The sequence below is a fragment of the Acinetobacter sp. 5862 genome (genome assembly GCF_024494585.1).
GTDB lineage: Bacteria > Pseudomonadota > Gammaproteobacteria > Pseudomonadales > Moraxellaceae > Acinetobacter.
Map to the genome: position 1 here is coordinate 18,869 of NZ_JANHGP010000049.1, position 26,646 is coordinate 45,514.

A 26,646-nucleotide genomic window follows, 5' to 3' on the forward strand; every position below is an offset into this window, starting at 1 on the left:
ATTAATTCTCTATTTTCGCTTGTTGAATCTGTTCTGTCGTCTTACCGAAACGTCGTTCACGTCCTGAAAAAACACGAAATGCGTAATCCAATTCTTCGACCTTAAACTCTGGCCATAAAGTTTCTGTAAAGTACAATTCTGCATACGCAGCTTGCCACAATAAGAAATTTGAAAGGCGATAATCCCCCCCTGTACGAATTAATAAATCCACAGCAGGTAGGTCATTTAGACAGACATATTTATCAAATAAATCAACATTTATATGATTTGTTTGAACTTTTCCAGCAAGAACATCTTGAGCGATACACTTGGCTGCATGCGCCATATCCCACATTCCGCCATAACTGATTGCAATCGTTAAAGTCATAGAATTGAAAGATGCCGTTTTTTGTTCTGCATATAACATTAAATCTTTTAATTCATTTGATAATTTAGAACGATCACCAATGAAACGTAATGCTATATTGAATTTTTCCATTCGAGGTAGTTGTTCATGAATTGTGTCTTCTAACAATTTCATTAACAAATCAACTTCGAACTGAGGTCTATTCCAATTTTCACTTGAAAATGCAAAAACAGTTAAAGCTTGAACACCAACTCTTTTACAATGTTCAACGATCGGATCAAGGACATTCTTACCTTCTCGATGCCCATCACCTTTTTGCAATTTATTTTTTTTTGCAAAACGATTGTTGCCATCCATAATGATGGCAACATGTTTTGGAAGAAGCGGTTCTTCTTGTAAGGTCATAAAAATTAGACCTTCATTAATTCTGCTTCTTTTGCAGCTAGACGTTTATCTACTTCTGCAACATATTTATCTGTGATCTTTTGAATATCTTCACCAGCACGGCGTTCATCATCTTCAGAAATTTCTTTTTCTTTCAATAATGCTTTGATATCACCTAAAACATCACGACGAATGTTTCGAATAGCAACTTTTGCATTTTCAGCTTCATTACGAGCAACTTTTTGCATGTCACGACGAGTTTCTTCAGTCAACGCAGGTAAAGGTACACGAATTGAATCAGCTGTAATTGGATTTAAACCCAAATCGCTTTCACGAATTGCTTTATCAATTGCAGAAACCATTGTACGCTCAAATGGCTGAACAATAAGCGTACGAGAATCTTCAACACCTACGTTAGCAACTTGATTCAAAGGAACGTCAGAACCATAGTAAGGAACCATCACACCATTTAAAATTGATGGGTGAGCACGTCCAGTACGAACTTTAGCAAAACCTTGTTCTAAAGAATCAAGTGTTTTCTGCATGCGCTGTTCGCTATCTTTTTTGAGATCGTTAATCATATGATCTTCCTTACTTATTCATTAGGTATTACAAAATATTTAGACATTAGTATAAAGCGCTTTACGGCTCACGTACATTAATTCGTAACGTGAGTACCCTCTTTTTCACCCATAACAACAGAAAGTAAAGCACCCGATTTATTCATATCGAATACTTGTAATGGGACATTATGATCACGGCATAAGCAAATTGCTGTAAGATCCATTACACCCAACTTTTCATCAAGTACTTGATCGAAAGTTAAATTATCATACTTAACCGCATCATCATATTTACTTGGATCTTTATTATAAACACCATCAACTTTAGTTGCTTTTAAGATGAGGTTTGCTTCAATTTCAATACCACGTAAGCAAGCAGCTGTATCTGTGGTAAAGAATGGATTACCTGTACCCGCAACAAACACACAAACTTCACCTTGGCTTAAATGACGAATCGCATCACGACTTGAATAAGATTCAACAACTGTTCCGATCGGAAGAGCAGACATTAAACGTGTTTTAATGTTGCGACGCACTAATGCATCACGCATTGCCAAACCATTCATAACTGTAGCCAGCATCCCCATTTGGTCACCAGTTACACGCCCAACCAAACCGTCTTTTTGTAACTGACTCCCACGATATAAGTTACCGCCACCAACTACAATTCCGACTTGTACTCCCAAACCAACCAAGTGTGCAATTGAAAGTGACATCTGATCTAATACTTGGGCATCAATACCCATATCTTTATTGCCTGCTAAAGCTTCACCAGAAAGCTTTAGCAAGATTCGTGCATAACGTGGATTTTTAGAAGCTGACATACTTTTACTCCAAACCGACCAATCTCATAAATTCTTTTATCGCATTTAATATTAAGCAGATTTAATCTGAATTAACTTTGCAAATAAATCATATTCATCCGCATCTGTAATTTCGACTTCAAGCAGATCACCTGCTTTAATCACACTTTTATCAATATCTTCTACAAAAACATTACCGTCAATTTCAGGTGCATCCGCGTAAGAACGCGCTACCGCTACTGGAAATTCATCTTCCAAGCTATCTACAAGCACAGTCATCTTTTGACCGATACGCTTTTGTAGTTTTGCAGCAGAAATTTCTTGTTGGACTTCCATAAAACGTTCATAACGTTCTTGCTTAATTTCTTCAGGTACGTGATCAGGTAGATCATTTGCCGTTGCACCCTCTACTGGCGAATAAGTAAAACAGCCCACGCGATCTAATTGAGCTTCTTTTAACCACTCTAATAGAATTTGGAAATCTTCTTCAGTTTCACCAGGGAAACCCACAACAAAAGTTGAGCGAATCACCAATTCAGGGCATTTTTCACGCCACAATTTCAGACGCTCTAATGTATTTTCGCTATGGGCTGGTCGCTTCATTAATTTTAAAATGCGCGGACTGGCATGCTGAAAAGGAATATCTAAATATGGCAGGATTTTCCCTTGTGCCATTAGCTCAATAACTGCATCGACATGTGGGTACGGATAAACATAATGTAAACGCACCCAAATACCAAGCTGACCAAGTGCTTCACACATATCATAGAACTTAGTTTTTACAGGTTGACCATTCCAAAAATCCAACTTGTATTTGGTATCGACACCATAAGCAGAAGTATCTTGAGAAATAACCAATACTTCTTTTACACCAGCACGTTTTAATGCTGCTGCTTCATCTAACACACTACCCACAGGACGAGAAACTAAATCACCACGCATACTTGGGATAATGCAGAAAGTACAACGATGGTTACAGCCTTCTGATATTTTTAAATAAGCATAATGTTTTGGTGTTAGACGCACACCTTGTTCTGGGACTAGATCAATAAATGGGTTATGTTTTGGAGGAGCTGGTACATATTCATGTACAGCTTCCATTACATCTTGATAAGCTGCCGCCCCTGTAACTTTAAGCACATTTGGGTGCATTTGACGAATTTTATCTTCATCTTTACCTAAGCAACCAGTAACGATCACACGACCGTTTTCGCTCATGGCTTCGCCAATGGCATCTAAAGACTCTTGCACTGCAGATTCAATAAAACCACAGGTGTTAACAACAACCAAATCTGCACCGTCGTAATCTGATGCAACTTGATAACCTTCAGTCTTTAACTGAGTTAAAATTCGTTCAGAATCTACCAATGCCTTAGGACAACCTAAAGATACAAAACCGACTTTGGGGGTCTTCATGAATCTGCGCTCCACTTGAATCGGCGTATTGTATGACTTTTCTTTGCTGCCGCATAGCTACAAAGCCATCTCTTTGTGTAATGCACCAAAATACAACCAAAATTTTAAACAAACCCTAACAACGCACCATTTTAAAGCATGATAAAATATTGAAATAACTCAATCTATGTGAAAAATACAGCATAAACTCATTATTTATGAATTAAGTTATTGAAAATTAGCTAATACAAAGTTGGCTTGCATTTTGCATTAAATACATTTCAGAAGTTAATGGCTATTCATCTATATTGATATTTATTGCGCCATTTTAAAACAGGACGATTCACAAATGGATCAACATAACACTATCGACTATCGACTGCTCGTAGATAATCTGACCACTGCCATATTATTGGTCGATAGTAAACTTAATATTTTTTATTTAAATTCGGCTTGTGAAGCATTATTCGATGTTAGTTTACTTCGCGCATCAGGTCAGCCTGTGCTCAATCTACTTCATGCACATGACGATGCATTTAATACACATGAAGCTTTATTAAATACATTAAAAAGCGGACAACATTACACACGCCGTGAAGCTGTAATTAATGTGAATTTTAAACCAATCCATGTGGATTATACGGTCTCACAACTAAATGCAGGTAAAAGTTATCACCCACTTTTATTAATCGAACTCAATCCAATTGATCGGATGTTGAAAATTTCTAAAGAAGAAAATTTAGTACAACAACATCAAGTCGCACGCCAACTAGTTCGCGGCGTGGCACATGAAATTAAGAATCCTCTAGCGGGCATTCGTGGTGCAACACAATTACTTGCTCGCAGCTTAAATGATGAAAGCTATCGTGAGTTTACCGACATTATTATTAGTGAAGTCGATCGCCTAACCAATCTCGCAGATACCATGCTTGGTTCACGTCAATTACCAAGCTATGAGCTAGTTAATGTACATGAACCTTTAGAGCGCGTTCGTTCACTTATTGTGAACCAAACGAAGAAAAAAATTAAGATTACTCGTGATTACGACCTGTCTTTACCTGATGTGATGGCTGACCGTGATCAACTGATTCAAGTCATGCTCAATATCAGCGTAAATGCTGTGCAAGCAATGACTGAAAATAAAGATTTTTTTGTCGATTCAGAACCAGAGCTAATTTTAAGAACGCGCATTCAACGCTTAGTCACAATTAACGGTGTTCTGAATCGCTCATCGATAAGAATTGATATTGAAGACAATGGACCAGGTGTTCCAGAAAGCATATTAGAGTCTGTATTTTACCCTCTTGTGACTGGGCGGGCAAAGGGAACAGGGCTTGGCCTCAGTATCGCGCAAAACATCATGCATCAACACAACGGAATGATCGAGTGTCAATCCGTTCCAGGAAAAACCATATTTAGCTTATATTTACCTTGGGAGTCAGACCGTGTCACGAAATAAAATTTGGGTAATTGATGATGATCGTGCCATGCGTTGGGTACTCGAAAAAACTTTTAAAGAAGAAGGTTTTGACGTCACCAACTTTGAAGAAGCACAAACAGCACTCGAACGCTTACATGATGCTGCACCCGATGTCATTTTGACAGATATTCGTATGCCTGGAATTGATGGTTTAACTTTCTTATCTAAAGTTAAAAACACACATCCAGATCTACCTGTCATTATCATGACAGCACATTCTGATTTAGAATCTGCTGTCTCAAGTTACCAAACTGGTGCATTTGAGTATTTACCAAAACCATTTGATATCGATGAAGCTTTAGCATTAGTGAATCGTGCTATTTTACATATCAATAAATTGCAACAACAAGAAGCAACCAAAGCAACGACACCTTTACAATCAACCGAAATTATTGGTGAATCACCTGCAATGCAGGAGGTGTTTCGTGCCATTGGACGTTTATCACAATCCCATATCACGGTTCTGATAAATGGTGAATCAGGTACAGGTAAAGAACTTGTCGCACATGCATTGCATAAACATTCACCACGCCGTGCCAAACCATTTATTGCGCTGAATATGGCTGCCATTCCAAAAGACTTGATCGAAACTGAGTTATTTGGGCATGAAAAAGGTGCATTTACAGGTGCAAATACTCAGCATCAAGGTCGCTTTGAGCAAGCCAACGGCGGTACATTATTTCTTGATGAAATTGGTGATATGCCTTTTGAAACACAAACACGCTTACTCCGTGTGCTTGCTGATGGCGAGTTCTACCGTGTTGGTGGACATATTCCAGTAAAAGTCGATGTGCGTATTGTTGCGGCAACCCATCAGGATCTGGAAAAACTGGTCAATGAAGGTCGTTTCCGTGAGGATTTATATCATCGTCTCAATGTGATTCGCATCCATATTCCGAAACTTGCTCATCGTAGTGAAGATATTCCTATGCTTGCGCAACATTTCTTGGCGCGTGCAGGTAAAGAATTAGGTGTTAGTCCTAAAATCTTACGTACAGAAACAACTGACTATATGCAGCAACTCCCTTGGCCAGGTAACGTTCGTCAATTAGAAAATACTTGTCGTTGGTTAACAGTCATGATTACTGGGCGTGAAGTCTATCCAGAAGATCTACCTGCCGAGCTAAAACAAGTTGCTATACAGAAGTCGACGAATGATGCATCAGTTACAAGCCCAGCTTTAGTTGAAAGAATTGCTGTACATCATTGGGATGAGCTACTAGCTCAATGGGCGATTCAAAAGTTAAAAAATGGTGAAATGAAAATTTTAGATATCGCAACACCAATGTTTGAGCGCACTTTGATTAATGCCGCCCTACAACAAACACGTGGTCGCAAACGCCATGCAGCAGAGCTTTTAGGTTGGGGCCGTAACACGCTGACTCGCAAACTTAAAGAGCTTGGCATGGATTCAACAGACGATGATGAAGACGATGAAGTGCGTTCAGCATAAATCATAAACAGTCGATAAAAGCGAGTAATGATCACATTACTCGCTTTTTTACATTAAGATGTTTAGATACATGATCTAATCTCATAGCCATACAAGACATATGGTTTTTGCTATAATAAAATATTGCCTCAACACTCATTGAATATAATGACTGATATTTGTTACCCAAGTTGCGAACAACCTCAAACTCGTCGTGGTCAAGAACGTCGCCTTGCCTTATTACTATGTGCAACCGATTTATTTCTTGAAAAAGGTTATGATGCGGTTTCCTTGGATGATATTGTCAATCATGCAGGTGGCTCAAAAGCTTCTATTTATAAATATTTTGGCAACAAAGAAGGTCTCTTTACTGCGATTTGTGATTATCGTCGTGAAGTGTTTTTTAAAGGTGTTTGTTTTCCATACACTTCAGAACAAAATAATTTAAGAACATACCTTGTACAAACATTACGACGCTTTTATCAACATATTATTCAACCTGAAAATATTGCCTTTATGCGCATGTTCACAGAGCAAACTCAAAAAGACATACAATTAGCGCAATATTTTTATGACCAATGTGCTTTAAATATACAGAATACGATTGCATTTGCTTTAGGTCAGGCACACGACCTCAATGAAATATACTGCTCTAACCCTCATTTCTCTGCCATGATGTATTTCGGAATTCTACGTGATGTTGAGTGGCGACTTTTAATGGGTTTAGAAGTATCAGCAAATGACGCTGAAATAACTGATTATATTAATTATTCCGTTGATTTATTCTTAAAAGCTCATCAAAAAGTCTAATTCTTTTGCATTTTTTTTGGGGTGTAGTATAGTAGTCAATTCCTTTTTTATCACCACCCATTAAATAACAATTAATTATTGTTTTTATTCAATAATTATTGTGGGAGTAACTATGGCGCTTCGGCATTTCCTGACTTTACGAGACCTTTCAACTTTAGAGTTGCAACGTATTTTAGACCGTGCTCAAGAATTGAAACGCATGCAACATGCAAATACGGTTTTTCAACCATTTGTAGGTAAAGTCTTAGGAATGATTTTTGAGAAATCGAGTACACGTACACGTATTTCTTTTGAAGCCGGTATTTGCCAATTTGGTGGTAATGCAATTTTCCTTTCTCCACGCGATACTCAATTAGGTCGTGGTGAGCCAATTGAGGATTCAGCACGTGTCATTTCAAGCATGCTTGATATCGTGATGATTCGTACTTTTGGCCATGATATTGTTGAACGTTTTGCTTCTTATTCGAAAGTTCCTGTCATTAATGGATTAACGGATGACCACCATCCATGTCAATTACTTGCTGACTTGCAAACCTTTCAAGAACACCGTGGAAGCATCAAAGGTAAAACGGTTGCTTGGATTGGTGATGGCAATAATATGTGTAATTCATACATTGAGGCAGCACATATGATGGGTTTTAAACTCAAAATTGCTGCACCTGAAGGTTATGAACCAAAACCTGAGTTTTTGACTGAATTTGCCGATTGTGTGGAAGTGTTCAATAAAGCTGAGGATGCTGCGGTTAATGCTGACTTGATCGTAACTGATGTATGGGCAAGCATGGGGCAAGAAGAAGAACAAAAGCTTCGTGAAAAAGCATTTGCTGATTTCCAAGTGAATGAAAAATTAATGGATCTGGCTCATCCAGACTGTTTATTTATGCATTGCTTACCCGCACACCGTGGCGAAGAAATTTCTGAGCACATGCTGGATCATAAAAATGCTGTTGTTTGGGATGAAGCAGAGAATCGCTTACACGCTCAAAAAGCATTAATGGAATTCTTATTAAATGAGAATTTGAAGAAAGACTAAATAGCTAAAGAAAACAGCATCATCATGATGCTGTTTTTATTTTTGCGATCTAAATTGAACACTTAAATAAAAACACTTATAGTAAAGCCATCATTTTCAAAATAAGTTTCTCATATAATGAGAACTTCAATCATTGTACAGCGAACCTTATGACTTCACTCGAACAAGCACTTTCTGAAATTCCTAGTTTTTCTTTGGTGCACGAGCATTTATTTAGTTCTGCTCAGCCAAGCGCTGAACAATTACAGCAAATTAAAGAATATGGCTGTAGTACAGTAATCAATCTTGCGACGAGCAAATCAGAAAATCATTTAGCTAAACAAGACCAAATCTGCTTGGATTTAGGCTTAAACTACATTCATATTCCTATTGATTGGGATCTTCCTTGTGCAGAACAATGCTTGTTCGTTTTAGATTTAATTGCTCATCTTGTTCAAAATGAAATTGTTTGGCTGCATTGTGCCAAAAACATGCGTGTAAGTAGTTTGATGTATTTATATCGTCAATTTTATATGGATATGGATATGCCCACAGCCCAAGCATTACTTCACGAAATTTGGGAACCGAATGAGACTTGGACAGGTTTAATTCATAATATTACTTTACAACTGCAAGGTCGTAAAGCAACACTTGAACTTGAACAATCATTAATGAATGTACATCATCTTGCCTGATGTGAAATTAAGACAGTTGCTGTTGCTAAAATACCTTCTTGGCGACCTGTAAATCCTAGTTGTTCCGTTGTCGTTGCTTTGATACTAATTTGAGTGATATCGACTTCAAGTACATCAGCAATACTTTGGCGCATTTCTAAATTATGTTTTGCGAGCTTTGGACGTTCACACGCCACGGTAATGTCAGCATTGTTGAGATGATAACCACGATCCAGAATCAACTGATACACATGCTTAAGCAATACACGACTATCTGCACCCTTATATTCTGGGTCAGTGTCAGGAAAATGTTGTCCAATATCGCCTAAAGCCAATCCACCCAACAATGCATCACACAGCGCATGCAGCACCACATCACCATCAGAATGGGCTTTTAAACCATGCGTATGCGGAATTTTAATCCCAGCTAAAGTAACGAAATTGCCTTCTTCAAAAGCATGTACATCAATTCCTTGTCCAATACGAATTTGAGCAACCATATGATTTTCCTTTTACAATATACTGAACAAATCTTGTATTCAGGCTTTCTATTTCGCTATAGTACAGTGAGCAAATTAGGCTGAACATATAAGTGATTATGCTGTTGAACACCTTAATAAATCAATTGAAGAAATCTGGTTATATCATCACATTGAGTTGTTTTTGCTCATCATTTGTATTTGCTGCGTCAATTAATTGTACAACACAGAATGCTGAGCAAAAAAAAATTTGCTCTAAGCAATATCAAGACCAACGAACTAAGCTGAATAATAAGTTTTTAACCGCTTATCTTGTGACTGATGCTCCAATTCAACTACTACATGACACACAAAAACTTTGGCTTAATCAAATCCAACAATGCAAATCTAAAAATTGTTATCAGCAACAATTTGATGTTCGTTTAGATGATTTAAACTTTTATACTTCAATGAATCAGACGCTTACACAACACTATTTAAAATTTGAACATGGTGATTTAGCCAAACAACCTGTTCACATTCAGATTCATCAACTGGATAAAGATAAGTTAAAAATCGAAGGAATTGCTTATCGTAATCCCAATAATCGTGTGGAGACTCAAACTTTATCTTTACTTGCCTACACGACCCCCGAACAAAAGAATCTCATTATTGATAATGAAAAAAAATGCCAGTACCAATTTGACTTTCAAAAAGCCTTATTAATTATAAAAAGTGGGCAAAAAGATTGTGAACGTTTTACAGGAATTTATCGTTTGTATGATTAATTAATAAAAGCAATATAAGCCGATGTTTTCACATCGGCTCTTTATATTTAGCTTGGGAATTTTTGTGCAATTTCCTCGCTAATCAATACCGCTGTTGCGGCAGATAAAGTCCAGCCTAAATGCCCATGCCCAGTATTGTAAAATACTCGCGCATGTTTCCCCTGTTTCACCACAGGCAACATATTTGGCATCATCGGACGTAAGCCCGCCCATGGTACAGCGTGCTCAGTTGAAATATCAAAATTTTGGTTAACCCAATTAATTAAAGGTTGGATTCGATCTGCGCGAATATCACGATTATAGCCATTAAACTCGGCTGTGCCTGCGACACGGAAACGATCCACGCCTAATCTTGAGGTTACAATCTTTGCTCTTTCATCTAGCAAGCTGACCCAAGGCGCATTTTTTACACTTCGCTCATCTTTCAGCTGAACTGTAATTGAATATCCTTTTACGGGATAGACATTGACAGTATCACCAAGCATATCGGCTAATTGGTAACTTCCAACGCCACCACACACAACGATTAAGTCTGCTTCTATTATGGTCTGCTCATCTGTTGTTGAGTTCATATTCTCAGAACTGTTTTTACAGCGAATAATCACTTTATCTTGCAAACATTTAACATCAACAACATCCAAACCAAAGCGATATTTCACGCCATACGCTTGCGTTCTTTCCGCCAAACCAACAGAGTACTTATGAATATCACCTGTTGCATCGCCTGCTGTGTAATATCCACCATAATAATCACCAGTTAAATTTGGCTCAATCGCCTTCATTTCTTCAGGTGTAATTGCATGACGTTCAAGTTTACCTTCCACTAAAACATCATTCACTTTTTTTGCGACATCAAAGTCTTCTTTGCTATGGTACATATGCAAAATACCACGCTTTTCTAAATCAAAAGCAATATTCTCTTTTTCTGCAATTTCAAATAATCGTTGTCTTGCTAACAACGCTAAACGAACTGTTTCAATTGTATTTACTTTATAGTCCTTGATGTGAGTCAAAAACTCGACTAGCCAGCGATACTTATGCACACTAAAAGACGGATTGAGCAATAAAGGTGCATCTTTCTTACTCATCCATTTAATGCCTTTCAACACCGTTGCCTTCTGATTCCAGACCTCAGCGTTACAAGCAGACAACTGCCCACCATTGGCAAATGAAGTTTCCATTGCTGGAAATAAATGACGATCAATCACTGTGACTTCATAACCCAATTTAATTAATTCATAAGCAGACGTTACACCCGTAATCCCCGCACCAATAACAACAACATGTGGCATAGCAAACTCCTTGAAATGCATAACATTTCATAATGCTTAGCCCCATCTGTCATGGTACCTGAGAGTTTTGGCAGATGATTACCAATTAATCATGAAGCCTTCCCCTTCGGTGAGTGTTAATCGTAGAAGAAAAATTATCGTATGTTTCTACAAGTTGAGCACTGCTCTCCAGATTGTATTTCTATTATTACAGTCCTTCTGCCTGAGAGTTTCCGGGGTCGTTGCTCCTTCGGCGAGTTCATTGAAGAACTTCTCTCCCGCAATAATATTTATATCCATATAAGCAATATATATGCCGTTTAAAAATACAGACACTAAATTCTTGTAATTGTTTGTAGATTAAGATTTAAGCAATTTAAAATAAATCGAAGTATAAAAAAGCAGACTCGAAGTCTGCTTTTGAAAATTAAAATTTACATTGCAAAACTTGATCTGAAAACTGCCCTTTCCAGAGTTCTCGTAATGTTGGTAAATAGAATTTTTCACCAATCATCACTAATTCCGCATCAATCAAGGCATGAATTTCATGCATGAGTATATAATCCAAAGCAATGAGCGAAAGTTCAGGATGTTTCTGGGAAATTTGCTTACGTCTAACTTGAGCTTTTTTTACCAATTCATTGGCAAAATTTTTATCTTTATAAGCGGTAATGGCACTTAAACGTAATTCAATGATACCCCAACCTTCCAATAATTTCTTAAATACTTCGAAATCTTTAGACGTTGCTTCCCATGTGACATTTTCCAAATTATTGTCTTCTGGTAATACTGGCAACAATAAATCAGCGGTGCTCGGAAAAATTTTCTTTAAATTCAACAGAAACTTAACAGGATTTTCATTTGGAAGATCAGAAAACTGGATATTGGTTTTGGTATCTGTCAAATAAATATTGAGCATAATGAAGCAACAATCAGGTAAATCAAAAGCATATTGTACGCAGATCGATTTATAAAAACTACTCATAAAAAATCCCCCTAGGTTAAAGAAGGATTTTTAAACTACCAATACGATTTACCTACTATTCGGAGAAACCATATTTTCAGGTCTAACCACTTCATCAAATTGCTCAGCAGTCACTAAGCCAAGTTCAACTGCAACTTGCTTTAAAGTTTTGTTTTCCTTATAAGCTTTTTTGGCAACTTTGGCAGAATTTTCGTAGCCAATCAGTGGATTGAGTGCTGTGACTAACATTAAAGAGTTATGCAAGAAATAATCAATTTTCTCACGATTTGGTTCAATACCTACCACACAATGATCATTAAAACTATTACAGGCATCGCCTAATAACTGAATTGATTGCAGCAAGTTATAAGCAATCACAGGCATAAACACGTTGAGTTCAAAATTACCAGATGCACCAGCAATATTAATGGTAGTGTCATTACCCAAGACTTGAGCCACCACCATGGTCATGGCTTCACTTTGGGTCGGATTCACCTTGCCTGGCATGATACTTGAACCTGGCTCGTTCTCAGGAATACGGATTTCACCGAAACCACAACGAGGACCACTTGCCAACCAGCGAATGTCATTGGCAATTTTATTTAAGCTTGCCGCCAAAGTTTTTAATGCACCAGAAGCAAATACTGCCGCATCACGTCCTGCTAAAGCCTCGAACTTATTCGGTGCAGTCACAAATGGTAAACCTGTAAATTCAGCCAGTTGTTCTGCTGCTTTCACCGCATAATCTGGATGTGCGTTTAAGCCAGTACCTACCGCGGTTCCCCCTAAAGGCAACTCATAAAGACCTGCAAGTGCTTGCTGCAAACGTTTTAGACCATGCTCTAGTTGCGAAACATAACCACTGAACTCTTGTCCCAAGGTTAAAGGAGTCGCATCTTGCAAATGGGTACGACCAATTTTGACAATATCATCAAATTCTTTGGATTTAAGCTCTAAAGTCGCTTTTAACTTTTCCACTGCAGGAATGAGTAATTCATTGATTTGCAGACTTGCGGCAACATGGATTGCGGTTGGGAAAGAATCATTGGTAGATTGTGCACGGTTGACATGATCATTTGGATGGACAGGTTTTTGTGCGCCTAATGCTTGACCTAATTTCTGGTTGGCAATATTGGCAATCACTTCATTACAGTTCATATTACTTTGCGTACCAGAACCTGTTTGCCAAACGACAAGCGGAAATTGTGCGTCCCATTGACCCGCAATCACTTCTTCAGCAGCATCAACGATATATTGACTTAAATCTTCAGGTAATTGTTTTAACTCAGCGTTGGTGATTGCAGCTGCTTTTTTCACCAAACCCATGGCACGAATCATGGCATGCGGTAAACGTTCTTGACCGATTTTAAAGTTCTGTAAACTTCGTTGCGTTTGCGCACCCCATAAGGCGTCATTTGGAACTTCAACTTCGCCCATAGTGTCATGTTCAATTCGCATTTGCATAAACAACCTCTGCTTTATTTGGTTAAAATGTTCACGGGCTGAAGCAAACTGATGCTTTTGGCTAGCGAAGACTCAGTTCATATTGATGTATATTCGATAAGTCTTAATTATCCTAAACAAAGCCATTAAAATTGTAAATAAGAATCATTATCTTAATTGCCTGTTAAGGTATTTCGATAAAAACGCCATTCGTCTTCAATCATTTGTGATAGAGAACGTTTAGGAACCCAATTTAATATTTTTTTTGCTTTATCAATATTTGCACCCAATTGCGCTAACTCTTGGTTTTGATATACAGCAGGTTGCACTTGAATTTCGGTCTGAGTGACTCTCGCAACTTCATCAATCAAATTTTGTATAGATGTGAGTTGATGATGTGCAATGTTGAATGCTTCCAAACAACTAGTTTGTGTTTTTAACCAATTTAATGCGATCAAAACTGCATCACAAGCATCCAAAACATGTAAAAAGCTTCTTTCAACCGTTCCATCTTCTGTCTGTGCTTGATTCTGCAATTCGATACAATCTCGCTGCATCGCTGCAACTTGTAAAGCTAAAGGCACAATATTTTTAGGGAGTTGAGTTACGTATTCTCCTAAAACTCCATGCTCAAAAGCACCAACAATATTGGATAACCTGAGATTGATAATTTTCCATTCATGATCGACTTTATAAGTATCTGCAATAATATCTTCAACCATTTGCTGAGATCGAATGTATGGATTTGGGTAGCGATAATTAAACTCAGTCTCTTCAACTACACTTGGATTAGATTGCCCATATACGGCCAAACTAGAAATATTGATTAATTCTCTAACTCCCATCCGCTGCATTGCTCTCAATAAGCTCATAATACTGCTGACATTATCATTGTAGTATTCCAGTGGCTTTAGAACAGATTCTTCAAGCGATTTAAAACTGGCTGTATGGATAACAGTATGGATTGAATATTGTTCAAATACTTTATTTAAGGCAGGTGTATTTCTCACATCTACTTTAACAAATGGAATATACATTCCTGAGATGTATTCTAAGCGCTCCAAGGTTTGTAAAGTTGAATTGGCTAAATTATCAACAATAACAACTTCTTGCCCACGTGCTAATAAACTCAAAGCAATATGTGAACCGATAAAGCCTAAACCACCTGTCACCAAAATCATTGTATACTTACCTTCTTTTTAATCTGTCCATCATTTTGCTTACGTGACCATAGTGAATGTTCAATGAGTACACTACTGTTAATAACTTCTGCACCTACTTCAATTATGGCTTGGCATGCTTTTGGTTTAGCTCAAGCATTAGGAAATAAGTCCGAAGATTTTCGTGTCTTCTTTTACCAAGATGGTGTTCAGGTTGCGAATGATTTACAGTGGTTTCCTGATGATCAACGCAATCTAAAACAAGAATGGCAAAAGCTTGGCATTCGACTCCCTGTCTGTGTCAGTGCTGCCCTTGCTCGGGGAATCACTGATGCAAGCAATGCCCAACGTCATTCACTTCAACAACACAACTTAGCGCAAGGTTTTGAGCTAGTTGGGCTTGGAGAGCTAGCTGATGCTGTGCAAAGCTGTTCTCGTTTAATTCAATTTTAGTTTAAGTTCATTAATAGAGTGTTGCTTTTAAAAGGTAAATTGTGTGAAATCTGTACTCGTCATCCTAACGCAATCCAATTTAACCAGTTTGCAGATCAACGAAAGCGTGTCTGCAACTATGGTTTTAGCAACCTTTGGTATTTCTGTCAAAGTATTATTAAAAGATGCTGCACTGAGCTTATTGAACAATAAATTAGAGTTCGATCAATTCAAACAAGCTTTCAAAGTTGCTGCCAATATGGTGGACAGTTTTGAGTTCTATGATCTAACCCCGATTTTAGTTGAAACTAAAAATCAACACTTGGCGATTGCGCAAAATAGTGATCAAGAAATCGAGTTTGTTGAGATTCAGCCTGAATTTATTCAATCCTTCGATCATATTTTGTATTGGTAGAGCTCAGAAACATGGAAAATTCAACTTTATTTTTGATTCAATCCCCTTACTACAACACAGATAAAATCTGGATTGAGTTAGCTCAAATGGCACATGTGCATGATACGATTGTAGTCATGGGGGATGGGCTTTTACTGCTAACTAAAAAGATCGTAGATCTTTATCCAAATCTTTACTGCTTAAGTAATGAGCAAAACTTACTTGGAGATGAAATCAAATCTGAGGTCAAAATTATAGAATACGCTGAATTCGCTGATTTAGTTCTGCAATTCAAACGCTGTATTTCTTTAAAATAAATTATTTTTAGTTAATTAGGCTATTTCATGCAATTAGAGTTAGATCAAGACGGTCATTTGGTCGATTATACAATTTGGAATACTGAAGTTGCCCAGCAACTTGCTCAATCACTTGATCTAGAACTGACCGCTTGGCATTTCGAAATTCTCCACGCCGTACGTCAATTCTATCAACAATTTGGGCATTCCCCAGCAACTCGTCCACTGATTAAATTTTTGATGAAGACGGTTAGTCCTGAAATCAATAATGCTGAATTACAACAAAGATTTAATACAGGGTTGGTTGCCCGACATTTAAGCCGTTTGGCTGGCGTGCCTAAACCTGCCAATTGTTTATAGATCATTGAAAATGATCTATCAGGCGCTATTTTGTTTTTGTTGCATAAACGCAAAATAACCTGGGCCAGCAGCGACCTTTACCTCTTTCACATCAATGGGTTCATTACATTCTGAACAAACAACCTTTGAGTTAAATTTATGACCACAGGTTTTATGGGTAAATTCAATCGGTTTTCCCAAACCCATGTCCATCCATTTATCGGCCCATTGCACCATAGCCAGAATAATCGGATACAAGTCCAAACCTTTATCGGTAAGTTGATATTCAAAACGTTCTTGACGTTCTACATAAGGCACTTTGGTTAAAATACCATGCTCGACTAAACGCTTAAGACGCTCTGAAAGTACGTGGCGGGTCAGTCCCAAACTACGTTGAAAGTCATCAAAACGACGTATTCCCATGAAAGCGTTACGTAAAATTAGCATTGTCCAACGATCACCGAGTACAGAAAGCGTTCTCGCAACTGAACATGGCTGATCGCCAATTTCTTCCCATTTCATTATTATCACCTGATCATTTTTTAGAACTTTGAAGACATCTCATCGATGCATTGAACCGTCACGTTTAGAAACTAAACACTATAAAATATACACTAAACCACCTGATCAATCAGATGCAATATTGGCACTCAGTTAAATGTCAAAAAAACAGATCATTTCATCTAAATTCATTCGACAACTTAGCTATGAATAAAAACACCTGAAAGTTCTTGTCCAGCATCTAACTGAATATTTGCAGGAATACGCACTAAACAATTGGTCTGCATTAAATTACTCAACATATGTGATTGTTGTTTCGCAAGGCTTTGTAACTTGAGCTGTCCCTGATCAAAATAAGCATGCATTCTTAAAAATCGCTCACGTGCATCAGATTTCAGTCCATGGGTGAGTACCCCACTAAACCATTGCATAGGCTCACGTTGATTTTGCAAAGTATCTAATAAAGCGTTGCCATAAATCTGCATACACACATAAACAGCTGCTGGATTACCCGGTAAACCTAATAAATAGCAATGATGGTCAGGATCTTCATATTTTGCAAAAAATAATGGCTTACCCGGTTTTTGTTTAACTTTCCAAAAGATCTGTTCAAATCCAATCTCAAAAGCACATGGACGAACGAAGTCATAATCCCCCACAGAGACACCACCCGTGGTAATAATGACGTCATATAAAGATTTTAATCGCTCGAAACATGCTGTGACTTGTTCCGCCGCATCTGCAATATGTAGAATCTCGACGTCGATACCATAAGCTTTGAACCAAGCCTTCAATAACGGCCCATTGGCATCAAAAACTTTACCAACGTGTAAATCTTCAGGGTGCTCAGCAACCTCATCACCAGTAATAACCACAGCAACCTTGGGCTGTTGAAATACCTCGACAGTTTGCACACCTGCCATACTTAGAGCAGCAAGTGCACCGATATTGATATTCTGACCAACGTCCGCAAGCAGTTGACCTTGTTTAACTTCTTCACCAGTAAATCGAATATCAGCCTGTGGTTTAAGCTGTTCAATCAGTCGAATTGTCTCCGACTCAACTTTAACAATTTCTTGTCGAGCAACATGTGTGGTGCCTTCAGGAATTTTGCCACCTGTAAAAATACGAATAGCTTGCCCATCAAGCAATTGATATTCGAGTTCACTACCCGCTTTAATCTCACCGATTACATCAAAACAAACATCTTGAAGCTGTGTAAGTGAACTATTAATCGCATAACCATCTACCGCACTTTGAGAAAAGCTAGGTAGATTGACCTCGGAATAGATTGCTTTAGCGAGATAACGATTCAAACCTTGGGCTAAAGCCAATACCTCAGTCGTTAATGTTTTGGGCTGAGTTCGAATGAGTTCAAGTGCCTCATCAATACTGATTAAACCCTTTTCAGCACCACATCTAGACATTATTCATATCCTCCCGGATGTGGTAAATCTCGGCAAACATCAAAAATATGAACCAGAGCTGGTAGAATAGCTGCCATTGATTCACTCGCACCACCACGGCTACCTGGCAGCGTTACCACTAAGGAACGATCAATAAAACCTGCTACGCCACGAGACATAGCTGCATATGGTGTACGTTTTTGGCCAAAAGAACGTGCCGCTTCCATCAGACCATCTAATTTACGTTCTAAAAGTGGTTCAAGTGTATCAACCGTAATATCTCGTTTACCAATACCTGTACCACCAACTGTCATGATACATGCATAAGACTTTGTCAATTCTAGTACCAATTCTTTCAATTGATCTGATTCATCTGGCAAAATTTGATAATGAATTGGATCAAAACCTGCTTCGGTTAAAGTCTCAACCACGGACTTGCCAGCGGTATCAGGTTTACGTCCTGCTGCAACAGTATCAGAAAGCACAATCACTGCCGCTGAAACAGGTTGACGCAGAGTCCGTTTAAAATGTGACTTACCTCCTTTTTTCTTAAGCAATTTACATTGGTCTAAACATAATTCATCAGGTTCACAATGCGGCTTCAACATGTCATAAATGGTTAATCCTGCCAAACTCGCAGCAGTCAAGGCTTCCATCTCAACCCCTGTAGGCCCAATGGTTTCTACAGTCGTGAGAATTACAACATGATCATGTTGTAATTCATATTCAACATCAGCACGATAAATCGGTAAAGGATGGCAAAGAGGAATCAGTTCATCAGTCCGTTTTGCCGCCAAGATTCCTGCGATACGAGCTGTTTTTAAAGCATCGCCTTTTTCAGTATTTCCATCACGCAATAGCTGAATACAATGCGGTGGGGCGTATAAAATCGCTTGTGCTTCTGCAACACGGTAACTTTCGGGTTTCATCCCAACATTTTTCATTTTTACTTCCTAACGCTTTATTCGTGTGTATGCTCATGTGCACAATTTTCATGTTCGTGACGGTGGTGATGCTCATGTTTATGGAGATGAGCATCAGTTTCGACTGTATCTTTACGAATACAGCAACCTTCTACATATTGACTTGTACCATCCATAAAGAACTCTTCTTTCCAAATTGGTACTTCGTGTTTTACACGTTCAACGGCTTCTTCACAGGCTTGAAATGCTTCACGGCGGTGTGCAGCATACGCAATTGCAATGATTGCTGTTTCACTCACATCTAAATAACCAATTCGATGCATCACACGCACATAAGAAACCTGATGCTTCTCTTTGATTTGTTGTTCGATTTCACGAATCATTTTTTCAGCAACAGGTGTGTACGAAGTATATTTTAATGCTTTAACTGCTTTGCCTTCATGATGATTACGTACAGTTCCAATAAAAATATCAATACCACCACATTCAGGAAATGATTGTATTGGATCAAAACTATCTAAGCTTAGAGCCTGATCTTGAACTCTTGAAAATTCGCGCATTTCATCCTCCTGCAACAGGTGACAACAGCACTAAAGTACAGGACTGGTCCAATGGGGTTTGACGTGTCACGATATCCTCTCCAATGGCGCAGGCACACTTTTCCATCGCACTACTTGCACCTGGATAAAGCGTCACAATATGCGTTAATATATCATTAACCATTTGATCCTCTGCAAACTCAAATGCAAGCTCTTTTGGCAATAACCGTTCAATAGCACCAAAAGCTTCTATTTTTATGTCAATGGTTTGCATATTCTCTCCAGACCACTTTTTTCCAAACTAACCACCTAACATATGCATACTAATTTTGCGTACTTGTTGGTGTTTTATCGCATGATAACCTTTCGCTTTGTGCCAAATATAAGGTTTAATTTGCTGATCAAGCTCTTGATCATTTATATCTTGAGCTAGTTGTTTCTGTTTAATCACAGCTTGTAAATACGGCTTTATATTCAGACCCTGTTGTGCAAATAAACAATTATATAATTCACCTTGTGCTGTTAATCTAATTCGATCACAATCACCGCAAAATGAATGAGTTATCGTAGAAATAATACCAATACAATATTGCCCATCTAACTGATACTGACGTGCGGGCTCATGCTGCTGTTGCAAAACTTGAATCTGATAAAAAGGCTGAAGTTGCGCTAAAATTTCTGCTTCACTGACCACTGCCTGATCAGTCCAATGCTGATCACCATCCAGAGGCATAAACTCAATAAAGCGTAATGGAATACTGTGTTGCTTCGCCCACTTTACCATTGGCAAAATCTGATCATCATTTTGACCTTTCATCAACACACAATTGATTTTGAAAGCAAGCCCCGCTTTTTTTGCCGCCTCTATCCCATTTAATACGGGAGTAAGTTCTTTTTTAGTCAGTTGCTTGAATTGATCTGGGTCTAAACTATCTAGGCTGATATTAAGATCATCTAATCCAGCTTGTTTTAGGGCTTCAGCATATTTAGCTAAATAATGTCCATTAGTGGTCATTGAAATACGTTTTAAACCTAAATCTCTCAAACCTTGTAAATCACGTATAAAATGTACCACGCCCTGCCGCATTAAAGGTTCTCCCCCAGTAATGCGAATATTTTCAATCCCTTGCTTCACCATATATTGGCAAAATAGCAGCAACGCTTCAAAACTGAGTAAATCTTGTTTTTTCATCCATTCAGGATGTTCAGGCATACAATAGGTACATTTGAAATTGCAACGATCTGTCACGGAAATCCGCAACTTACGTTTAATACGACCATATTGATCTTCTAAGATCGGAATGTTCGTAGATATATCATGCTTCATCATTTGCACTCATATTGTGAATTCGCTGAACACTTAAGCACAAGTTATGTGCGACGAGGCTTGTATATGTGCAGCATACTGCTCTACTTAAGCAATATTTATTCCAATATTTTACTCTAATCCATCTTGAGAGCATTTATTTATCTAACAAAACAATTTATCGCTTCACAACACACAACTGTTATAAATTTCAATATACAACCGAAAACCATTCGCACCAATTAAAAGCAATTTTGTATTTTTTGAAATATTTTGGTGCGATTAACTTAAAGCTAAAATTTTAAATAAACAATTGTTTAAAAAATTTCATCTGCTGGTACTGCTGCAATTCATCTAGCGAATTGATGCTATGACAAAACAGACTTTGCTTTTGCAAAATAACTTGCTGAGAATTTAGCTGTTTAAAACATTCACGTAAGCTCAATTTACCAGCGGAAATTTGTTGTTTTAAAATGGGTAAACTCTCTCTTTTTAATAAACAAAATGGATATAAAGCATCTCCATTAATTGCAACGTAAGCCACTAGTGCTTGTGGATTTTTTTGTAGTGCGCGATGCAACTTAATTAAAACTTGATTTGGGATATAAGTCACATCACAAGGAATAAATAATGCATATTCTGCTTGTACACGCGACCATGCACTTTTCATTCCCATCAACGGCCCTAAAAAGCCGTTTTGATCATCAGAAAAACATTCAACAGTCGGCTCTATACTTTTATAGATCGAGCTATCACGATGACTATTGACCCATATCTGCTGAACTTCCGATTTAAAGCGTTGACAAATTTTTGACAATTGAATCTGATCATCAAACTGTTGCAATAGTTTGTTCATCCCATTCATTCGTCTTGCCTGTCCTCCCGCCAAGATCACGAGATCTGTAGCGGGAATTTGCATAGTCATGCTTCTGCCTCCAACTGACAAGTCTTAATCAAACCACGAATTTCTGGTAAACATGAACCACAGTTACCGCCCGCTTTTAAACATGCAGTGACTTGCTTTTCATGCGTGATATTTTGAGTTTTGATCGCTTCAATAATCTTGTTTTTTCCTACTTTGAAGCAACTACACACCAATGGACCATCATTATTAGCAGCAGACATTGGCATACCTGCCAACAATGCTTTACGGTGCAAAGCACTTAATCGCTCACGTTTAAATAAACTTGCAACCCAATCACGATCTGGTAATAACTCAGCAGGTGCAATATAAAGACTTGCGATTAAAATCCCATCTTTGAGTACAATACTATGACTGAGTTGCGATGAAATATCCTCAATACTTAACCATTCATATGTTTCATCGACAAAAGGCAAAAAGGTTTTTAAGTTTTTTTGAGTTTGATCAATACTGTGTCGATCGGCAAGCTCATAACGCATTGCTTTTGCAGTTTTGATTTTTGTCCACCAAGCACAAGTCTGTAAAGATGGTTTAATTTGATGTTCGAACCCTTCTCGAACATATAAAACGCCTTGCCAAGTCGTATGGAAAGGCTGTATCGATACTGGCGTATGCTTAAACTCAGGTTCACCTGAAATTGCATCCACAACAGGGTTAACTACTTTACCAATCCGAGCATCTGAGGCAACTTGTTCTGTCCAATGAATCGGCGCAAAGATTTGTCCACGACGAACACCTTGAGCCAATGTCACACGTAATACACAACTTCCCCATGCCGAACGAATCTCGACCAATCCTTTATCGCGAATACCAAATTTAAGCGCATCGTTTGGATGAATCTCACAAAATGGTTCAGCACGATGTGTGGTCAAATTTGCTGATAAACCTGTTCGTGTCATGGTATGCCATTGATCACGAATACGCCCCGTATTCAAAATTAATGGATAATCTTCAGAAATTGAGTGTACGGGATCGATTGCGACCGTTGGAATAAGTTTTGCTTTACGAGAAGCATAACTAAACTCACCTTGACCAAAAAGTTGCTTAACCGATGTCGTCTGACCTTTTTCCCACACAGGCCACTGAGTTGGTTTTAACTCGTTATATTCTTCAAGACTTAGATTGGTTAAACCTTTTAAATTAAAATAACGAAAATTTTCTACCTGATCACGTTCAGCTAAACTTGCATTTTGATATGCAGACAATGCAGCATGCTCATTAAAGATGTCACACGCATTGCTAAAATCAAAACCAGAAAAACCAAGTTTTTTTGCAACTTCAGCAACAGCCCACCAATCTGCTTTGGCTTGTTTTGGTGAAGCTAAAAATGCGCGTTGACGTGAAATTCGACGTTCTGAGTTAGTTACCGTTCCATCTTTTTCACCCCAACCTAACGCTGGTAGCAAAATATCAGCATAAGCCGTGGTATCGGTATCGGAACAAATATCTGAAACGACGACAAATTCACATTTATCCAATGCTCGTTTCACTTGATCAGCATCAGGCAGACTTACCACAGGATTGGTTGCCATAATCCAGATTGCTTTAATTTTTCCACTTTCAACCGCTTGAAACAAATCAACTGCTTTAAGTCCAGCTTGTGTCGCAATGGTTGGGCTATTCCAAAAACTTTGCACCAAATTTTGATGCGTTGCATTATCAATATCCAAGTGTGCTGCCAACATATTGGCCAGTCCACCAACCTCACGACCACCCATCGCATTGGGTTGTCCAGTCATTGAAAATGGAGCAGCGCCTAGCTTACCAATTTTACCTGTCATCAAATGACAGTTGATAATACTATTGGCTTTATTCACCCCTTGAGATGATTGATTAACTCCCATTGAAAAAAGAGTCACTACTTTTTCAGTTGTGGCAAATTTATCAAAAAACAATTGTAATTTTTCTTCTGAAATACCTGTGCGTTTAGCAACAGCTTTAAAATCTTGTTCCGTTCGATTCGCTTCTAAAAGTGCTTGAAGCCCCTCTGTGTAAGATTCAACAAACTCATGATCAGCATAACCATGTTGATATAAATATTGTAATAATCCTTTAAACAAAGCCACATCTTGACCTGGCAAGATTGGCAAATGTAAATCTGCTTGCTCACAAGTGCTCGTAAATCGTGGATCGACAACAACCACAAATAAATTAGGATTTTGACTCTTCGCTTGCATAATCCGTTGATACAAAACTGGATGACACCATGCTGTATTTGAACCAACCAATACCACCATATCAGCATGTTCAAAGTCTTCATAACTTGCAGGTACAATATCTTCACCAAAGCTACGTTTATGCGCAGCCACGGCTGAAGACATACATAGACGTGAATTGGTATCAATATTGGCTGTGCCTAAATAACCCTTTACGAATTTATTCACCACATAATAGTCTTCGGTGAGCAATTGCCCAGACACATAAAAAGCAATGCTGTCACGTCCATATTGCTCAATACATGCCTGAAATTGAGTTGCAATTTTGTCAATTGCAACATCCCATGTTGTCACATTACGGTGATGTTTGCGTCCCAACATCGGATTTAAAACACGGGTTTCCAACCCTAAGGTATCTGCTAAATTGCTCCCTTTAATACAGAGTCGCCCAAAATTTGCAGGGTGTTCTGTATCTCCTGAAACTTTAATATTTGAACCTTGTGTTTTATGTTGAACTTCAACATTAACACCACATCCAACGCCACAATATGGACAAGTTGTTTTTGTAATGAGTGTTTGTGCATGATCGGAGCGACTGTGTTCTAAATTTTGAATACTGTTCATGACTGCTCCTTTACCTATTCCATCTTTGCCCTAACTAAAGTTTCGATCGCTTAAAATTGTATGATCCGTGATCAATAGCCAATTTATAATCTACGCCTTAACTTTTATTGTGAATCTTTGGTTGACTACCATAAAGTAGTTAAATAACTGAGTTTTTTTGGTTTAGGAGAAATTCCTCCTAAACCAAAGTAAGATTAACCTGCTTTTTTCAATGCAAAATCTTTACCAAATAACAATTTATTTCTAAATGTCGAAACAGGTGTTTGATCCGCAATTAACTCGGCATACCACATACCATCTTCGGTATCACCGAATAAAACAGCGCCAATCACTTTATCTTTTTGGATAATAATACGCTTGTAAATATGGCGTTTTTCGTCATTTAGAATGATGTCTTCATAATCTTCTTTAGGCTCAAAATTACCTGCTGAAAAGACATCGACACCACTCACTTTAAGCTGAGTTGGTACCGTTGGAGACTTAAACGTTAAGCTACCATGTTCAGCCAAATGGGTTGCGCAAATAAATGCTTGCCCCCAAAGTGGCTCCACCAATCCAAAGGTTTGGTTACGATGCTCAATACATTCACCCACAGCATAAATACTTGGATCAAAGGTTTGCATAGTGTCATTCACTAAAATGCCGCGATTACAACGTAATCCAGCGCTTTGCGCCAAAGTGATATTTGGACGAATACCAACAGCAAAGACCACCAAATCAGCATCTAATAAAGTACCATCTTTTAAACGGATCTGACTGACATGACCATTTTTACCAATTAAAGCTTCGGTATTGGCTTCAGTAATAATCTTGATGCCTTTCTCTTCAATGCTATGACGTAGCATACGGCTTGCTCGACCATCTAATTGACGCTCCATGATACGATCCATTAGATGAAGCACTGTTACATTCATGCCACGTTGCTTCAGACCATACGCTGCTTCTAGGCCAAGTAAACCACCGCCAATCACAACTGCATTTTTTTTAGTTTCACAATATTTAATCATGGTATTCACATCATAAATATCACGGAAACTAATCACACCTTTCAAGTCAACACCTTGTACTGGTGGAATAAACGGCTTAGAACCTGTCGCAATAATTAAACGGTCATAATCAACAGTTTCACCTTTTTCTGTATGGACTGTCTTGCGAGTACGATCAATTTTTATCGCAGGATCATCAGCAATAAACTTAATCCTTTTATCGCTATACCAAGCATGAGGATGCAACATAATATCTTCGATCGTTTTCTCACCTGAAAGCACTGGTGACAGCATGATACGGTTATAGTTACCCCAAGGTTCTTCACCAATGACTGTCACTTCATAACGATCTGGCGCCATATCAAGCAAATCTTCTAGGCAACGCATCCCAGCCAAACCATTACCAATCAGAACAAGCTTTAACTTCTCTTGTGAAATTCCATTATTGGTAATATAAGTTTTTTGTGGTACGGCTCCGACCCAGACACGACCATTTTCAATTTTAGTCGGGAAAACCAATAGTTTTTGATCTTTATCTTCTAAGCAGCGTCCAGTCGCCAAACTAAAATGTTGTTTGTAAATAGGTGATGCAATCACGCGTTCACCTTGCAAATCACCAATAATACCGCGCGCCATAACATTCGCTTGGCTGAATGGATCTTTATTGCTTAATGCATAAATACGTTTTTCGCTCCCTACGCGGAATAAAGCAACGGATTGACCCGCAATAAGAGCTCCTACACCTGTATTTGGTGTGATGTCATCAAGGTTACATACATCGACCCATTGATTTTCTGGAAGCATACTCATGTCTTTTAAATTTGTCATTTTGATTCTCC

Annotated in this window: 28 protein-coding genes and 1 riboswitch; of the genes, 10 read left to right on the forward strand and 18 right to left on the reverse strand. The window is 38.2% G+C overall.

Going from position 1 to position 26,646, the window contains the following annotated elements:
* Position 1: 1 nt before the first annotated feature.
* The 4 genes from uppS to rimO form a co-directional block, all read right to left on the reverse strand.
* Positions 2 to 751, reverse strand: coding sequence for a polyprenyl diphosphate synthase (gene uppS / locus NO346_RS08685; protein WP_256414917.1), 750 nt, complete (start codon positions 749 to 751; stop codon positions 2 to 4).
* Between the two features lie 5 nt (positions 752 to 756).
* Entirely contained in the window at positions 757 to 1,311 is a 555-nt protein-coding gene (gene frr / locus NO346_RS08690; protein ID WP_004915629.1) for a ribosome recycling factor, read from the reverse strand.
* Between the two features lie 77 nt (positions 1,312 to 1,388).
* Entirely contained in the window at positions 1,389 to 2,117 is a 729-nt protein-coding gene (pyrH, locus tag NO346_RS08695) for a UMP kinase (RefSeq protein WP_004662027.1), read from the reverse strand.
* A 51-nt stretch (positions 2,118 to 2,168) separates the two neighbouring features.
* Positions 2,169 to 3,512, reverse strand: coding sequence for a 30S ribosomal protein S12 methylthiotransferase RimO (gene rimO, locus NO346_RS08700; protein ID WP_256414918.1), 1,344 nt, complete (start codon positions 3,510 to 3,512; stop codon positions 2,169 to 2,171).
* A 328-nt stretch (positions 3,513 to 3,840) separates the two neighbouring features.
* Between rimO and glnL the strand changes: the two genes are divergently transcribed.
* From glnL to NO346_RS08725, 5 genes are all read left to right on the forward strand, one after another.
* Positions 3,841 to 4,950, forward strand: a complete 1,110-nt coding sequence (glnL, locus tag NO346_RS08705) for a nitrogen regulation protein NR(II) (RefSeq protein WP_087536139.1) — start codon at positions 3,841 to 3,843, stop codon at positions 4,948 to 4,950.
* Positions 4,937 to 6,424 (forward strand): nitrogen regulation protein NR(I), encoded by a 1,488-nt coding sequence (gene glnG / locus NO346_RS08710; RefSeq protein ID WP_087545073.1) that lies wholly within the window; start codon positions 4,937 to 4,939, stop codon positions 6,422 to 6,424. Before glnL ends, glnG begins: the two co-directional genes overlap by 14 nt.
* 147 nt (positions 6,425 to 6,571) lie before the next feature.
* Positions 6,572 to 7,213 carry a TetR/AcrR family transcriptional regulator gene (locus tag NO346_RS08715; RefSeq protein WP_256414919.1) on the forward strand — a complete coding sequence of 214 codons (642 nt, stop codon included), beginning with the start codon at positions 6,572 to 6,574 and terminating at the stop codon, positions 7,211 to 7,213.
* A gap of 112 nt (positions 7,214 to 7,325) precedes the next feature.
* Entirely contained in the window at positions 7,326 to 8,246 is a 921-nt protein-coding gene (gene argF, locus NO346_RS08720) for an ornithine carbamoyltransferase (protein ID WP_004662017.1), read from the forward strand.
* A gap of 149 nt (positions 8,247 to 8,395) precedes the next feature.
* A complete protein-coding gene (locus NO346_RS08725) occupies positions 8,396 to 8,920 on the forward strand; it encodes a protein tyrosine phosphatase family protein (RefSeq protein WP_256414920.1) in 525 nt (174 codons plus the stop codon).
* Here NO346_RS08725 and ispF read toward each other — a convergent pair.
* Positions 8,908 to 9,399, reverse strand: coding sequence for a 2-C-methyl-D-erythritol 2,4-cyclodiphosphate synthase (gene ispF, locus NO346_RS08730; RefSeq protein WP_256414921.1), 492 nt, complete (start codon positions 9,397 to 9,399; stop codon positions 8,908 to 8,910). The two genes, NO346_RS08725 and ispF, sit on opposite strands and share 13 nt — an antisense overlap.
* A 98-nt stretch (positions 9,400 to 9,497) precedes the next feature.
* Between ispF and NO346_RS08735 the strand changes: the two genes are divergently transcribed.
* Positions 9,498 to 10,145: a hypothetical protein gene (locus tag NO346_RS08735; protein ID WP_087536144.1), complete on the forward strand. Its 648-nt coding sequence runs from the start codon at positions 9,498 to 9,500 to the stop codon at positions 10,143 to 10,145.
* A 47-nt stretch (positions 10,146 to 10,192) separates the two neighbouring features.
* Here NO346_RS08735 and NO346_RS08740 read toward each other — a convergent pair whose 3' ends face one another.
* From NO346_RS08740 to galE, 4 genes are all read right to left on the reverse strand, one after another.
* Positions 10,193 to 11,437, reverse strand: coding sequence for a D-amino acid dehydrogenase (locus NO346_RS08740; protein ID WP_256414922.1), 1,245 nt, complete (start codon positions 11,435 to 11,437; stop codon positions 10,193 to 10,195).
* A gap of 180 nt (positions 11,438 to 11,617) precedes the next feature.
* Positions 11,618 to 11,707: riboswitch (glycine riboswitch) on the reverse strand.
* 136 nt (positions 11,708 to 11,843) lie between these two features.
* Positions 11,844 to 12,335: a hypothetical protein gene (locus tag NO346_RS08745; protein ID WP_256414947.1), complete on the reverse strand. Its 492-nt coding sequence runs from the start codon at positions 12,333 to 12,335 to the stop codon at positions 11,844 to 11,846.
* 114 nt (positions 12,336 to 12,449) lie between these two features.
* Complete coding sequence (fumC, locus tag NO346_RS08750) at positions 12,450 to 13,844, reverse strand: class II fumarate hydratase (protein WP_256414923.1); 1,395 nt, start codon at positions 13,842 to 13,844, stop codon at positions 12,450 to 12,452.
* Between the two features lie 152 nt (positions 13,845 to 13,996).
* Positions 13,997 to 15,004 (reverse strand): UDP-glucose 4-epimerase GalE, encoded by a 1,008-nt coding sequence (gene galE, locus NO346_RS08755; RefSeq protein ID WP_005160333.1) that lies wholly within the window; start codon positions 15,002 to 15,004, stop codon positions 13,997 to 13,999.
* A 63-nt stretch (positions 15,005 to 15,067) separates the two neighbouring features.
* On the opposite strand from galE, the gene tusD reads away from it, so the two are divergent.
* The 4 genes from tusD to NO346_RS08775 are packed head-to-tail and all read left to right on the forward strand — an operon-like array spanning position 15,068 to position 16,465.
* On the forward strand, positions 15,068 to 15,436 hold the full coding sequence (gene tusD, locus NO346_RS08760; protein ID WP_005160335.1) for a sulfurtransferase complex subunit TusD: 369 nt from the start codon (positions 15,068 to 15,070) through the stop codon (positions 15,434 to 15,436).
* Positions 15,437 to 15,479: 43 nt separating this feature from the next.
* Positions 15,480 to 15,830, forward strand: a complete 351-nt coding sequence (locus NO346_RS08765) for a hypothetical protein (RefSeq protein ID WP_256414924.1) — start codon at positions 15,480 to 15,482, stop codon at positions 15,828 to 15,830.
* Between the two features lie 11 nt (positions 15,831 to 15,841).
* Positions 15,842 to 16,126 (forward strand): hypothetical protein, encoded by a 285-nt coding sequence (locus NO346_RS08770; RefSeq protein ID WP_005160343.1) that lies wholly within the window; start codon positions 15,842 to 15,844, stop codon positions 16,124 to 16,126.
* Between the two features lie 27 nt (positions 16,127 to 16,153).
* Complete coding sequence (locus NO346_RS08775; RefSeq protein WP_005216019.1) at positions 16,154 to 16,465, forward strand: TusE/DsrC/DsvC family sulfur relay protein; 312 nt, start codon at positions 16,154 to 16,156, stop codon at positions 16,463 to 16,465.
* 18 nt (positions 16,466 to 16,483) lie between these two features.
* Here the strand turns inward: NO346_RS08775 and NO346_RS08780 are convergent, their stop codons facing one another.
* The 9 genes from NO346_RS08780 to nirD all read right to left on the reverse strand — a co-directional run bounded on the left by NO346_RS08780 (position 16,484) and on the right by nirD (position 26,635).
* On the reverse strand, positions 16,484 to 16,966 hold the full coding sequence (locus NO346_RS08780; protein ID WP_249570741.1) for a helix-turn-helix domain-containing protein: 483 nt from the start codon (positions 16,964 to 16,966) through the stop codon (positions 16,484 to 16,486).
* A gap of 179 nt (positions 16,967 to 17,145) precedes the next feature.
* A complete protein-coding gene (locus tag NO346_RS08785) occupies positions 17,146 to 18,372 on the reverse strand; it encodes a molybdopterin molybdotransferase MoeA (protein WP_256414925.1) in 1,227 nt (408 codons plus the stop codon).
* On the reverse strand, positions 18,372 to 19,295 hold the full coding sequence (gene moaCB / locus NO346_RS08790) for a bifunctional molybdenum cofactor biosynthesis protein MoaC/MoaB (protein ID WP_256414926.1): 924 nt from the start codon (positions 19,293 to 19,295) through the stop codon (positions 18,372 to 18,374). The genes NO346_RS08785 and moaCB overlap by 1 nt, the downstream gene beginning before the upstream one ends.
* Before the next feature lie 17 nt (positions 19,296 to 19,312).
* The gene (locus NO346_RS08795) at positions 19,313 to 19,834 is read right to left on the reverse strand and encodes a molybdenum cofactor biosynthesis protein MoaE (RefSeq protein WP_256414927.1); all 522 of its coding nucleotides are present in this window, start codon (positions 19,832 to 19,834) and stop codon (positions 19,313 to 19,315) included.
* A gap of 1 nt (position 19,835) precedes the next feature.
* Positions 19,836 to 20,087: a MoaD/ThiS family protein gene (locus tag NO346_RS08800; RefSeq protein ID WP_256414928.1), complete on the reverse strand. Its 252-nt coding sequence runs from the start codon at positions 20,085 to 20,087 to the stop codon at positions 19,836 to 19,838.
* Between the two features lie 27 nt (positions 20,088 to 20,114).
* Positions 20,115 to 21,143, reverse strand: a complete 1,029-nt coding sequence (moaA, locus tag NO346_RS08805; protein ID WP_256414929.1) for a GTP 3',8-cyclase MoaA — start codon at positions 21,141 to 21,143, stop codon at positions 20,115 to 20,117.
* A gap of 277 nt (positions 21,144 to 21,420) precedes the next feature.
* A complete protein-coding gene (locus NO346_RS08810) occupies positions 21,421 to 22,044 on the reverse strand; it encodes a molybdenum cofactor guanylyltransferase (protein ID WP_256414930.1) in 624 nt (207 codons plus the stop codon).
* The gene (locus NO346_RS08815; RefSeq protein WP_256414931.1) at positions 22,041 to 24,821 is read right to left on the reverse strand and encodes a nitrate reductase; all 2,781 of its coding nucleotides are present in this window, start codon (positions 24,819 to 24,821) and stop codon (positions 22,041 to 22,043) included. The genes NO346_RS08810 and NO346_RS08815 overlap by 4 nt, the downstream gene beginning before the upstream one ends.
* Before the next feature lie 194 nt (positions 24,822 to 25,015).
* Complete coding sequence (gene nirD / locus NO346_RS08820; protein WP_256414932.1) at positions 25,016 to 26,635, reverse strand: nitrite reductase small subunit NirD; 1,620 nt, start codon at positions 26,633 to 26,635, stop codon at positions 25,016 to 25,018.
* Between the last annotated feature and the right edge of the window lie 11 nt (positions 26,636 to 26,646).

Bases quoted from the DNA above. Each gene is read 5' to 3' on its own strand.
- frr (WP_004915629.1), bottom strand. From the start codon at position 1,311: ATGATTAACGATCTCAAAAAAGATAGCGAACAGCGCATGCAGAAAACA.
- NO346_RS08715 (WP_256414919.1), top strand. From the start codon at position 6,572: ATGACTGATATTTGTTACCCAAGTTGCGAACAACCTCAAACTCGTCGT.
- NO346_RS08775 (WP_005216019.1), top strand. From the start codon at position 16,154: ATGCAATTAGAGTTAGATCAAGACGGTCATTTGGTCGATTATACAATT.
- NO346_RS08795 (WP_256414927.1), bottom strand. From the start codon at position 19,834: ATGCGCGAATTTTCAAGAGTTCAAGATCAGGCTCTAAGCTTAGATAGT.
- NO346_RS08740 (WP_256414922.1), bottom strand. From the start codon at position 11,437: ATGCCACATGTTGTTGTTATTGGTGCGGGGATTACGGGTGTAACGTCT.
- NO346_RS08800 (WP_256414928.1), bottom strand. From the start codon at position 20,087: ATGCAAACCATTGACATAAAAATAGAAGCTTTTGGTGCTATTGAACGG.
- ispF (WP_256414921.1), bottom strand. From the start codon at position 9,399: ATGGTTGCTCAAATTCGTATTGGACAAGGAATTGATGTACATGCTTTT.
- argF (WP_004662017.1), top strand. From the start codon at position 7,326: ATGGCGCTTCGGCATTTCCTGACTTTACGAGACCTTTCAACTTTAGAG.
- NO346_RS08780 (WP_249570741.1), bottom strand. From the start codon at position 16,966: ATGAAATGGGAAGAAATTGGCGATCAGCCATGTTCAGTTGCGAGAACG.
- tusD (WP_005160335.1), top strand. From the start codon at position 15,068: ATGAGTACACTACTGTTAATAACTTCTGCACCTACTTCAATTATGGCT.
- rimO (WP_256414918.1), bottom strand. From the start codon at position 3,512: ATGAAGACCCCCAAAGTCGGTTTTGTATCTTTAGGTTGTCCTAAGGCA.
- uppS (WP_256414917.1), bottom strand. From the start codon at position 751: ATGACCTTACAAGAAGAACCGCTTCTTCCAAAACATGTTGCCATCATT.
- moaCB (WP_256414926.1), bottom strand. From the start codon at position 19,295: ATGAAAAATGTTGGGATGAAACCCGAAAGTTACCGTGTTGCAGAAGCA.
- glnL (WP_087536139.1), top strand. From the start codon at position 3,841: ATGGATCAACATAACACTATCGACTATCGACTGCTCGTAGATAATCTG.
- moaA (WP_256414929.1), bottom strand. From the start codon at position 21,143: ATGATGAAGCATGATATATCTACGAACATTCCGATCTTAGAAGATCAA.
- pyrH (WP_004662027.1), bottom strand. From the start codon at position 2,117: ATGTCAGCTTCTAAAAATCCACGTTATGCACGAATCTTGCTAAAGCTT.
- nirD (WP_256414932.1), bottom strand. From the start codon at position 26,635: ATGACAAATTTAAAAGACATGAGTATGCTTCCAGAAAATCAATGGGTC.
- NO346_RS08735 (WP_087536144.1), top strand. From the start codon at position 9,498: ATGCTGTTGAACACCTTAATAAATCAATTGAAGAAATCTGGTTATATC.
- NO346_RS08815 (WP_256414931.1), bottom strand. From the start codon at position 24,821: ATGAACAGTATTCAAAATTTAGAACACAGTCGCTCCGATCATGCACAA.
- NO346_RS08810 (WP_256414930.1), bottom strand. From the start codon at position 22,044: ATGACTATGCAAATTCCCGCTACAGATCTCGTGATCTTGGCGGGAGGA.
- galE (WP_005160333.1), bottom strand. From the start codon at position 15,004: ATGATTTTGGTGACAGGTGGTTTAGGCTTTATCGGTTCACATATTGCT.
- NO346_RS08785 (WP_256414925.1), bottom strand. From the start codon at position 18,372: ATGTCTAGATGTGGTGCTGAAAAGGGTTTAATCAGTATTGATGAGGCA.
- fumC (WP_256414923.1), bottom strand. From the start codon at position 13,844: ATGCAAATGCGAATTGAACATGACACTATGGGCGAAGTTGAAGTTCCA.
- NO346_RS08770 (WP_005160343.1), top strand. From the start codon at position 15,842: ATGGAAAATTCAACTTTATTTTTGATTCAATCCCCTTACTACAACACA.
- NO346_RS08745 (WP_256414947.1), bottom strand. From the start codon at position 12,335: ATGCTCAATATTTATTTGACAGATACCAAAACCAATATCCAGTTTTCT.
- NO346_RS08725 (WP_256414920.1), top strand. From the start codon at position 8,396: ATGACTTCACTCGAACAAGCACTTTCTGAAATTCCTAGTTTTTCTTTG.